This is a genomic window from Conservatibacter flavescens (genome assembly GCF_002795425.1).
In the GTDB taxonomy this organism is placed as follows: Bacteria; Pseudomonadota; Gammaproteobacteria; order Enterobacterales; family Pasteurellaceae; genus Conservatibacter; species Conservatibacter flavescens.
On record NZ_PHHA01000005.1, the window covers coordinates 1 to 11,250 of the forward strand.

The window sequence follows — 11,250 nt, forward strand, 5'->3', positions numbered from 1 at the left end:
TGAGGTGGCTCAGGTTGTGGTTGAGGTGGCTCAGGTTGTGGCTGAGGTGGTAAGGCTGCTAATGTCCAAAAATATTCATCTTTACCATTCACCGTACGTTTTGCGAGCTGCACTTCACCTGCACCCGTAGTTTGTGCTGTTCCGGTAAAAGCAGTATCGCCCGCTTCTCCCACATTCACCACAGGAATGGTATTCACGATTTGTGCTGCTTTAACAATATTCCCTTCAATGATATTTTCCGTACCGTCGGCTTTCACCGGAATCACTTTGGTGCTGCCTGTGGCTTTGCCACTGATATTTAATACGTCAGAAGTAGAGTTTGCCCCGTTAGCATCGCCTGGCGCATTCCACACAGTGTTCATTTTCACCACACCATTATCGCCGGTATAATCGCCATTGATATTCAGGGTTTGCCCCGTGCTGCTGTTATTTTTGTGTAAATCAATAGTGCCACTGTTTTTCACATGACCGACTATGGTACTGGCAGTGCCTGTTACACCTAGCACAGAATCCGTACTGATAGTTAAGCCGTGAGCCGTTGAAGCGCTGGTGGTTAATGTGCCGGCTAAATCAAGCTGAGTATTATTCAGATTAATCACTTCCCAGTTGATGATTTTATCGCCGTTGGCTGACACTTTAATACCGTTTAGATTTAGGGTATCGATCATATCATCGGCAATCTCTGCATCATCGCCGCCGTCCAACAACTGCGTGCCGTCATACTTACTAGAACTAACCGTTGCAGTATCGCTGCCATCGCCACCGTCAATGCCGTTAATAGCGGAATCGCCCGTCCAAGTAATGCTGTCGTCACCCTGTTGACCGAAAACTGTGCCAGAAACCACCGCACTTCCTTCAATCAGGATGCTATCGTTACCGTCTTTGGCAGCACTGTTATCTACGCCGGCATTGCCGCCGTACACATCACCATTCACTTTACCTCTGATAATAATGGTGTCCGCTCCGCCTGCGCCTTCCACTTTCGCTACTTCACCGTCCGCTTCAATGGTAATAGTATCGTCGGTAATACAGCCCAGACCGTCATATTTTGTGCTAATTGCACCGCCGCCTACCGTGTGCGTACCGTCAGTACAACTACTACGCAAATACCAGTCATTCGAGTCAATGCCCGTAATATCTGCGTTTTCTGGAATGCCATTTGTGCCTAAAGCATCATTATTCGTGCCTTGATATAAACGATAAGTAAATTGATGTTTTTGTGGTGCTTTCACTGAAATACTGTCATTAGATACCACATCATCACCAATTAAACGGAAATTATCTGCGGGTGAATCGCCATCTACTTGTACAACTTTGATCCCCTGTTGTGTAAGACCACCATGACTACCCTCTACAGGCGTAATTTGAATATTGGTTTGGCCTGCTGAATTGCCTACGATATGCAGCACGTCAGAAACAGAATTGCCCTTATTATTTCCATCATCTTCTAATAATAACGTATCTAGCTGTAAACGCGCCTCGTTTTTACCTTCATAGTGGGCCTCTAAATGCAGCACATCACCCGCTTTTTTGTCATGGCTAAGGTTAATCACCCCTTTATCACTGCGGACGTTTCCTCTATCTGCTCCAATTGTGGCACTAATGGTGTAATTATTCGTTCCTGTACTTTCATAAGCCCCATTTAATACCGCGCCATTACTTAAGTTTAAATTATCTAGGCTTGCTGTAGTGTCAGTATCTTTTTTATTTAAATGCCAAGTAAATTGATTATTTAAATTCACATTAAGCTGTGCAACAGGATTGGAGGTTTTATAAGAAAGGCCGGTCATCTCACCCGCATCTTCCCCATTAACAACTAAATCATTTGTACCTTCCGCAGAAATTAGCCACCCTTTATCCGCTGCCCTAACAGAGGTATCATCTCCTGAAAATGTAAGGGTAGAATTTCTCATGCCTAAGCGATTAACAATTAATGAGGCCGTTTCTGACGTTGTTGAAATATCGGTATTTCTTAAGGCAATACTTTGTCCCGTTGCCGCAGCTGCTTGCAAATAGTCCTGATTATCAAATTGTAACGCGGTACCACCTGAAATAATCTTGCTTGAACTGGTATCAAAATCCGCTTTTAATGAAGAATTGTTACCTAATAAACGAACCGTTGGCGCACGACTTTCTGCTGTAGAATCTAAAATCATATGCCCTTTCGACTCAATACTTGCGCCACCTGCGCCAACAGCACGAGTCTTACCGATTTTTAAAGCTGAAGAATGTTGACCAGAACGGCCTAAAGTAATTTCAGAATCATTGAGGAGCACTTTATTATTTTCACCAGAAACATAAACCCCGACAATATAATCACCACTACCATTCGTACTGCTATCAAAGGCATTAATCGTCGTTTTGCCCGTTGATTCATAAATGGCGTTAGAACCGGCATTGTCGTCTGCTCGAATCACACGAATACCGGATAAAAGATAAGGTGTTGCAAAGCCAAAGAAGCCATTACCTGTTGCAGCAGAATTTGTTACCGTAATATCTGCATTATTCACTGTAATTTTTGAGGTTGTCCCCGCACGACGGTCTTCACCTGTAATCCCTGTACCGACTTGAATCCCATAACTTTCAGCTTGTCCTCTATCACCAAAAGCATTACTTTCTCCTGAATACACAACATTGGCCGTTAAATCATTTGCAGTCACAGAAGAACCGCCCCACGCAGTTACCCCTCTCACAGTAACTGTTTTGCCTGGCTCACCTGAGCGGATAGCTAAATTTAAATTATTGGCATTGAGGTGGCTATTATTCACCAATGAAATCACCGTTGAATCATAACGTGTGTATCTAGCACTATTCGTTGTGGCATCAATACCCAAGTCGCCATTGATACTCACATTCGCATCGCTTCGCACCCCAAGTCTGAGCACACTTGTCCAACCCACCTGAGTTGACAGATTTTGGCCACTTATTTCGCATGAACCATTAGGCACATCCCAACCCGTATTCCCTGCTCTAGCCACACATTCTGCTGCATAAGCGTTCGTTGATAAAATACTCCCTTGTAGGGCTGTAGCAGCTATACCTAGTGCAGCAACGCCAAGCATTGTTTTTACACTACTTTTCACTTTACCTGCATTTTTGGCAAGCTCAGAAACCGCAACATAAATACCCATTTCCTTGCAAAATTTTACTTTATATATTTTGTTCATACGAAGCTCCAAATGATAAAAGATAGACCACTTACTACAACTTCTCTTAATTTAACACCAATTGTCAATATAGCAATGTATTTTGCAAAAAAAAAAAGTAAACCTAAGAAATTAAATGTAAATTTAACAACTTGATAAATTCTAAAAGCACATAAGCCCCCACCTTTAGACACAATTCGACTACAGGAGGTATCATGAAATACGGTTTTGCTACGTGGGCTTCTGCGGTGATGATTTATTGATGAACTTAAGTACGATGATTTTAGCTCATGAATATAGATAATAAGATTAGATGTCGGATTATGCAACCAAAGTCGCTAACCCGACCATAGAAAGCAAATGGAAATGATTAATGCCCTTCAAAATCAACGAGGACAAAAGGTTCAACACCTAAATTACGTAAACGCTGTGCGCCCCCCAAATCAGGTAAATTGATAACAAAAGCCGCGTGATTGACTTTGCCACCTAAACGCTCAACTAACTTTACACAGGCCTCAAGGGTGCCACCTGTAGCAAGCAAATCATCAATAATTAATACATTATCTTCTGCTTGAATTGCATCAGTATGAATTTCAAGTGTATCTTCGCCATATTCTAGCTGATAACTCTGTGAAATCGTTGCTCGAGGTAATTTGCGAGGTTTACGCACCAAAATAAAAGGTAAATTTAGCGCCAATGCCACTGGTGCGCCAAAAATAAACCCACGAGACTCAGTGCCAATAATTTTATCAATCCCTTTATCTTTATATTGCGCGACAATTAAATCCACAGTGGCTTTAAAGGCTTCAGGCACTTCAAGTAAGCTAGTAATATCCCGAAAAATAATCCCATCTTTTGGATAATTTGGAATAGATTTAATAGTATTCTTAATTAAAGTCAGTTGTTCATTCATTGTTTATACCTAAAAAAGTGCGGTCAAAAAATAGATTTTTTTCCTTCTATTAAAAAAGGAAAAGTATGTTTTCTCTTTTATTACACAATATAACATAATCGCTCTGTAATAAATAATGAAATTATTTTTTAATAAATATCTTCATTATCGCGACGGGTTTTTAATAATTTTAACACCCAAACATATTGTTCTGGTGTCGGCGTAACAAAATATTCAATTTCAGCATTCATTGCACGCGCGGATTGCGCCGGCTCTTCTGTCAATGACATGGCTGGGCGAATTTCCATTTCATATAAACCACGTTCTGCGTTATAGCGAGGGAACATTGGAATAACCACCGCTTTTGCCAATTTCGCCATTTTGTTCAAACCTGGCAATGTCGCCTTATATGTGGCAAAAAAATCCACAAACTCACTGGCTTCCGCCCCATAATCTTCATCTGGCAAATAATAGCCCATATTTCCTTGCTTAATAGACTGCAAAAAAGGTTTAATGCCATTTTGTCGGGCATACATTTTGCCGCCAAAACGTTCACGCGTCGCGTTCCAAAGCCAATCAACCAAAGGATTACGATGAGGATTATACATGGCAGTCATAGGCATACCATGAGTATGCAAAATGATTCCGGAGGCATCAATTGCCCAACCATGAGGAATCATCAGAATAATATTTTTACCTTCCTCACGGGCTTTTTGAATATGCTCTAAACCGATAAATGCACTGCGTTTCTGCAAATGTGCCTTTGAACGTATTGCGATTTCCCCAATGCCTAACATGACTTGGGCTGCGGTTACAAACATCTCGTCGATCACTTGTTCTCGTTGTTGCTCCGTCCAATGGGGAAAACAAAGTGTCAAATTTACTCTCGCTTTATGGCGAGGTTTATGGGCTTTGCGGGCGATTAATAGTCCTAATTTACGCGCAAATTTATCACGCCAACGAAAAGGCACAAAAGCCAATCCCGCCAACACAACAATACCTAACCAAACACCCCAATATTTAGGGTGTAAAAATGCCCACAAAAAACGAGGTTCATACCCTACGCGAGCGGTTAAACGAACGTGTTCTTGTTTGCTCATTATCCAAACCAACCTTGATCGTAAATCATTTTACTCGCCATAATAAATGACATAATCACAACCATTGGACGAATTAAGACTTTCCCTTTAGTTAATACCATTTTAGCGCCTAAATTCGCACCAATAAATTGCCCTAACATCATAATTAACCCCACGCTCCACATCACATGTCCGCCAATTAAAAAGAATAATAAGGAGGCAACATTTGAGGTAAAATTCAAAACTTTTGCATGTGCTGTCGCTTTGGCAAGATTGAATCCTAATAGCATGACAAAAGCAAGGCTAAAAAAAGACCCTGTACCTGGTCCAAAGAAACCATCATAAAATCCAACCCCTAATCCAATCGTCAACGCAAATCCCCAGTAAGAAATACGTTGTTGGCGATCTTCTTCACCCAGTTTAGGCGTAAATAAAAAATATAAACCAATGGCGATAATCAAGATTGGCAATATGCCTTTTAACACCGAAGAGTCAATTTGTTGAATTAATACCGTACCAATCACTGCACCAATAAAAGTGAGCAAAATTAAATGCCAAACTTCTGATAATTTAACCGCTCTTTGTCGAATAAAATATAAGCTAGCCGAAAATGAGCCGCCACAAGCTTGTAACTTGTTTGTTCCCAATGCTAAGGCGGGTGGCATACCTGTTGCAAGCAGGGCGGGAATAGTAATTAATCCACCTCCACCAGCGATAGCATCAATAAATCCGGCTATCAGTGCAACAGCAAATAATATCCCTAAAATCTCAATACTTAGCTCCATCAGTTATCCTTATTTTATTCTAACCATGTATTTCTATCAGGAGAGTTTAACACCTGCTGACATAAAAATGGCGCAGGAGGTGGCGTTTTCGCTTTTGCGACAGTATTCGATGGGGGCGCGGGTTCAAACCAAGAATAAAGCTCATCGCCACACCCTTCCCCAGCCGGTATTGGCGCTTGATTTTCACAATATTGCGCCCCTTTCGGACATGTTAAACGCACATGAAAATGGGAGTCATGACCAAACCAAGGACGAATTTTTTGTAGCCAATGACGATCACCTTTTACCGTCTGACATAATTTGACTTTAATCGCTGGATTAACAAAAATACGTGACACTTGCGGATCTTGCGCAGCCAGACGAATTAAATTTGCATGATTATCTGTCCAAACTCTGTCATCAACCCGTTGCGCTTTTCGATTCACAACTAACAAGCCCTTGCCATCTGAATTAAGAGCATCTTTAGCCGACATTCTTCCCATTCGTAACCAAATATCTGCATCTAATCCCATTTGATGACTGGCATGACCGGTTAAAAAACGACCGCCACCAGGCATAGCAATATCACCAATTAACATATCGGGCATACCGGCCGCTTTCACCTTTTTCCCCAAACGTTGCAAATAGCTAATCATATCAGGATGTCCATAAAAGCGGTTACGATTTAAACGAATAACTTGATAGCCATCACCTTCTGACGGTAAAGCCTGTGCGCCGATGATACACCCATTCGAATAGCCCCCTATCGGTTGAGGCTCTCCTGGAATCGGGCGTTTTACTCGCTGCCATTCCTGAGGCGAGGCCACGACCTCACCTGCCAATAAAACTGTTCCAAAAATAACCGCACTTAGTGTTTTAAATATTGCTGTTTTCATATATATCGTCAAATCCTTGTTAAATCATGTCCGCACGATGAAACTATTTTTTCCACCACACGCACAACTCCAATCGTTGATTAATCTACTTATTACACTGTGCTTTAAAACGTAATAAATGATCCATCAAAACAATAGCCATCATTGCTTCCGCAATAGGTACTGCACGAATGCCTACACAAGGATCATGGCGACCTTTTGTGACAACCTCAACCGGTTCGCCTTGTAAATTCACTGTTTTACCCGGTATGGTAATGCTTGAAGTCGGTTTTAACGCGATTGTGGCGATAATGGGTTGACCTGAGCTAATTCCGCCTAAAATTCCGCCAGCATGATTAGAAACAAATCCATTTGGTATCATTTCATCACGGTGTTGGCTCCCTTTTTGTTCTACCACCGCAAAGCCATCACCGATTTCCACGCCTTTTACCGCATTAATTCCCATCAACGCATGAGCCAGATCCGCATCTAAACGATCAAATACCGGCTCACCGAGACCTACAGGCACATTTTGCGCAACCACTGTTAATTTTGCCCCAATAGAATCCCCTTCTTTTTTCAAAGTGCGGATCAATTCATCAAACTTTTCTACCGCCTGTTCATCTGGGCAAAAAAATGGATTGCTATTCACCTGTTGCCAATCAATATTTTCAATAGTTTGTGGCGCAATTTTTATTTCACCCATTTGTGACAAAAAACCACGCACTTCAATACCAAATTGCTCACGTAAATATTTTTTTGCAATCGCACCGGCCGCAACTCGCATAGCGGTTTCACGCGCCGAAGAACGACCGCCACCGCGGTAATCACGTATGCCATATTTTTGTTGATACGTAAAATCCGCATGGCCTGGACGGAAACGGTCTTTAATCTCACTATAATCCTGAGATCGCTGATCCCCATTTTTAATAATCATACCGATACTTGTGCCCGTGGTTTTTCCTTCGAACACACCGGATAAAATTTGCACTTCATCATCTTCTCGACGTGGTGTCGTATAACGAGAGGTTCCCGGTTTACGTCGGTCTAAATCAGGTTGAATATCTGCCTCACTTAATACCATATTCGGTGGTACACCATCGACAATACAACCCAATGCAATGCCATGGGATTCACCAAATGTGGTGACACGAAAAAGTTGTCCAATACTATTACCTGACATATTAAGTTCCTACTGTTTGTTCTGTTGATGCATTTTGGATATTCACGTCTAAACGTTCAATCGCAATTTTCACACCATGCTGTTTGAAAAGTTGATTAATTCGATAATTAATAAAATTAGTTGCTGGCACGCGATCATCAAGATCAGCCACATGCACTTGTAATTCATACTCCAACGCATTTTTGCCGAAAGCCAAGAAGTTTACATTAATTGCCTGATCTTGCAAGACCCTTGGCGCTTCTGCCGCTGCTTGATGGAGTAATTTCGCCACCAAATCCAAATCTGTTCCATAGTCAATATTAACCGGAATCACCACACGAGTCATTGTATTATGTAATGTCCAGTTAATAAAACGATCTGTCACAAAGGCCTGATTTGGCAACACTACATCTTTGTTATCTGCATCAACCAATGTCGTCGAACGTAATCGGATTTGTGTCACCACTCCCGTATATTGTCCTACGGTTACTTTATCGCCCACGCGCACTGGTCGATCAAATAATAAGATCAAACCTGAAATAAAACTACCAAATATCTCGCGAACCCCAAAACCAAGCCCCACCGAAAGTGCGGTAAAAATCCACTGAATTTTTGTCCAAGATAACCCAAGATTAGAAAACGCCCAAATACTGCCGATTACAATGACAATATAACGCAAGATAGCCGTTGTTGTATGAGCAATACCTCGTGAAAGCCGGGTACGAGAAAAAATTAAAACCTCTAAAATTCCATCTAAGTTACGAATTAACGCAAAGGTGATTAACAAGACAAAAAGCGTTCGCATTAAATTCAATAAAGTGATGGTTTCAATATGATTGCCTTCACCGCTCTCCCACAAGATAAAACCATCTAAATAATACGCAACGCTAATTAAATCAGACCAAATGAGATAAAAACAAACTAATAAAATAATCCACCCGACAAAATCGGCAATTTGAAATAATTGTCGGTTCACCGTAGAAATTTTAATGGCGTTCTTTTCTTCCAGTTCTAAATTATCTTTCGTTTTTTCATCACTATTTTCCTGCTGGCGAATTTGTTGACGTTTTTCTTGTAAACGACGATAGGCCATACGGCGTGATGATACCGTAAAAATACGGTAAACCAATTGACGGGCAAAAAACCAAGCAATAACAAGTAGATAACTATTTAGCAAATGTTTAATAAGTACATTTGCCGTATAATAGTAGCCTAAAAAAATCAATACCATTAACGAAATCGGCACGATAACTAAAATCGCTCGTGATAATTTTAACCAACGAGTATTTGCCACTTCCCCAACCTCTTCCGCATCATGTTCATAACGCTTAATCGCCTTATTAAAGAGAGGAAAAATAACAAACTGACACATAACTAAAGCAACAAGGCTCATGGCTTCGCCTAATACGTCATCAGAATAATCCACACTTTCAATATAAGAAAAACCAAACGCGACGACAAATAATACGTACATTGTGATAGATTTTTTTATCGCATAACGGAAAGACTCATTACTTCTTGGTGACATACCAAAGTGTAAATAAGCAATACCATGAGGACGTAATAACGACAATACTGTTGCAAAGAATAACCAATGGGCTGATAAAATGAGCGATAAAATCCACAGTAATGACTTATTTGTAAAAACGATATTGCCTAAAAAAGACACAATACCAAAGAAGATAAAAGTACTTGGCAACGCCAAAATCACCGTCCAAAATAATGCTTCCGGTGTATGCCAGTGACTATCTTTTTTCAAGGTGTTCACATTGGCCGCTAGCGTATTTAAGCGCTCTTTAATGGCTGATTTTTTCCATGTAATCACAAAATAGCTCAATAATAACGCTATCCCGATGGCGATAATGATCCCTAAATGCGCGGAAATTTGGCTTAAATCCACTGTTTTGGATAGTTCTGTCAACTCCCATAATGCCCGGTTAGGGAATTGTTTAAACCATTCCAAATCCATCACGCTATTACTCGGCACCCAAAAACTTTGTTGTTGGAGTTGTTGTTGCAGTGAGTCGCTAATCGACATGACTTGCTGTTGATAAAGTTCAATATTCACTGCCAAATTCAGCTGATTATTCAATGAATTAATCAAATCAGATAGGAGCTTATAACGATCTTGGAAAATCTTTTCTAGTTCTAACCGCTCTTTTTCACTCAATACCAAATTTTGTTCTTTTGCCAATGCCTCAATCGCACTTTTAGGTTCACTCAAACGGCTACGTACTTCGGTATAATTAAAAATTTGCACCCTTAAATCCGTAATAAACTTCGGTAAACCTTTGATGATCTGGTCTCTTGGCAAATCTTGGCGCTGTTTATTAATTACTCGCGACAGAATTAATGTGCCTTGCAATACATTAATTTGATTTTCAATATATTGTTGTGTTTGTTTCAAATTATCTAATACGGTTTTAATGTAAAGATTATTCTGCGACAGCTCATTCATTTGTTTTGTCTGCTGTAATAAATCTTCACTCAATCGGGTATTGATCGCAAGCTGAGATGCTATCGTTGGGTTACTCACATTTTGCTGCTCGGATTGTGTTGCTTGAGTAACCTGATCTTGCGATGCTTGCAAATTTCGGTCATTAATGGCTTCGATTAATGCGACGATCTGCACCTGTAATGCCTGTTGCTGCGATGTTTTCTCTTCAACTTTTGCTTCATGCAATGTGCGTAATTTATCATTTTCACGCAATAACGTTTGGTGATAGGCTTCTCTTAAGGCAATTAACGCTAATTCAGTTTTATAACGATTGCGTTGAATATCATCACTCGCATTGACAAATAAACGCTCTAACTCTTGCGTACGCGTTAGATTTTCTTTTAATGTCGTTTGTACCCAGCTCACGACATTGCTTTGCCCGCCCCCTTGATTATTCAGCTCAATCAGTTCTTCTTGTACTTTTTCCAATTCAGCCTGTCGAGCATTTAAACGTGACTGCAATTCATTTAATGTTAAATCGGCAAAACTTTTCTCAAAGTTAGTTGCCATCTCTTCGCGATATTTCTCACTGTTTTTGTGACTAAGCTGCAAAGAGGTATTCGCCTCTGCCACCTCTTTATTTAATGCTTCGTTTAAACGCTTTTGTTCATCAATTTTATGTAACAAACTCTGCGTTTCATCCAGTAAGCGAATTTCCGTTTTATCCGCTCCTGCATTTGTTGCAGCTTCAAGCTGCGAAGTAATCGCTGATAAATTAGGCAAATCTTGCAAACGATTATCTTCAGCATATGCCGACCAAATCATCAACCAAGAACAACAAAAAATAAGCCACTTTTTCATTTCTTTTTCAATCCTAACTATCTAAAACGATGGG

General features: G+C 40.5%; 7 protein-coding genes. All 7 read right to left on the minus strand.

From position 1 onward, the window contains the following. The coding region (locus CVP05_RS03610) for an autotransporter outer membrane beta-barrel domain-containing protein (protein ID WP_133118700.1) at positions 1–3,167 on the minus strand (3,167 nt) is incomplete at its 3' end. A 349-nt stretch (positions 3,168–3,516) separates the two neighbouring features. After that, positions 3,517–4,059: an adenine phosphoribosyltransferase gene (gene apt / locus CVP05_RS03615; RefSeq protein WP_100288219.1), complete on the minus strand. Its 543-nt coding sequence runs from the start codon at positions 4,057–4,059 to the stop codon at positions 3,517–3,519. A 128-nt stretch (positions 4,060–4,187) separates the two neighbouring features. After that, complete coding sequence (gene lpxM / locus CVP05_RS03620; protein WP_165773117.1) at positions 4,188–5,138, minus strand: lauroyl-Kdo(2)-lipid IV(A) myristoyltransferase; 951 nt, start codon at positions 5,136–5,138, stop codon at positions 4,188–4,190. Continuing rightward, complete coding sequence (locus CVP05_RS03625) at positions 5,138–5,902, minus strand: TSUP family transporter (RefSeq protein ID WP_100288220.1); 765 nt, start codon at positions 5,900–5,902, stop codon at positions 5,138–5,140. The genes lpxM and CVP05_RS03625 overlap by 1 nt, the downstream gene beginning before the upstream one ends. Positions 5,903–5,916: 14 nt before the next feature. Then, positions 5,917–6,777: a penicillin-insensitive murein endopeptidase gene (mepA, locus tag CVP05_RS03630; RefSeq protein ID WP_100288221.1), complete on the minus strand. Its 861-nt coding sequence runs from the start codon at positions 6,775–6,777 to the stop codon at positions 5,917–5,919. 85 nt (positions 6,778–6,862) lie between these two features. Then, a complete protein-coding gene (gene aroC / locus CVP05_RS03635) occupies positions 6,863–7,939 on the minus strand; it encodes a chorismate synthase (protein WP_100288222.1) in 1,077 nt (358 codons plus the stop codon). 1 nt (position 7,940) lies between these two features. Further along, a complete protein-coding gene (gene mscK / locus CVP05_RS03640; protein ID WP_100288223.1) occupies positions 7,941–11,216 on the minus strand; it encodes a mechanosensitive channel MscK in 3,276 nt (1,091 codons plus the stop codon). Between the last annotated feature and the right edge of the window lie 34 nt (positions 11,217–11,250).

Coding starts and splice junctions, on each gene's coding strand:
- apt (WP_100288219.1), bottom strand. CDS start 4,059: ATGAATGAACAACTGACTTTAATTAAGAATACTATTAAATCTATTCCA.
- aroC (WP_100288222.1), bottom strand. CDS start 7,939: ATGTCAGGTAATAGTATTGGACAACTTTTTCGTGTCACCACATTTGGT.
- CVP05_RS03625 (WP_100288220.1), bottom strand. CDS start 5,902: ATGGAGCTAAGTATTGAGATTTTAGGGATATTATTTGCTGTTGCACTG.
- mepA (WP_100288221.1), bottom strand. CDS start 6,777: ATGAAAACAGCAATATTTAAAACACTAAGTGCGGTTATTTTTGGAACA.
- mscK (WP_100288223.1), bottom strand. CDS start 11,216: ATGAAAAAGTGGCTTATTTTTTGTTGTTCTTGGTTGATGATTTGGTCG.
- lpxM (WP_165773117.1), bottom strand. CDS start 5,138: ATGAGCAAACAAGAACACGTTCGTTTAACCGCTCGCGTAGGGTATGAA.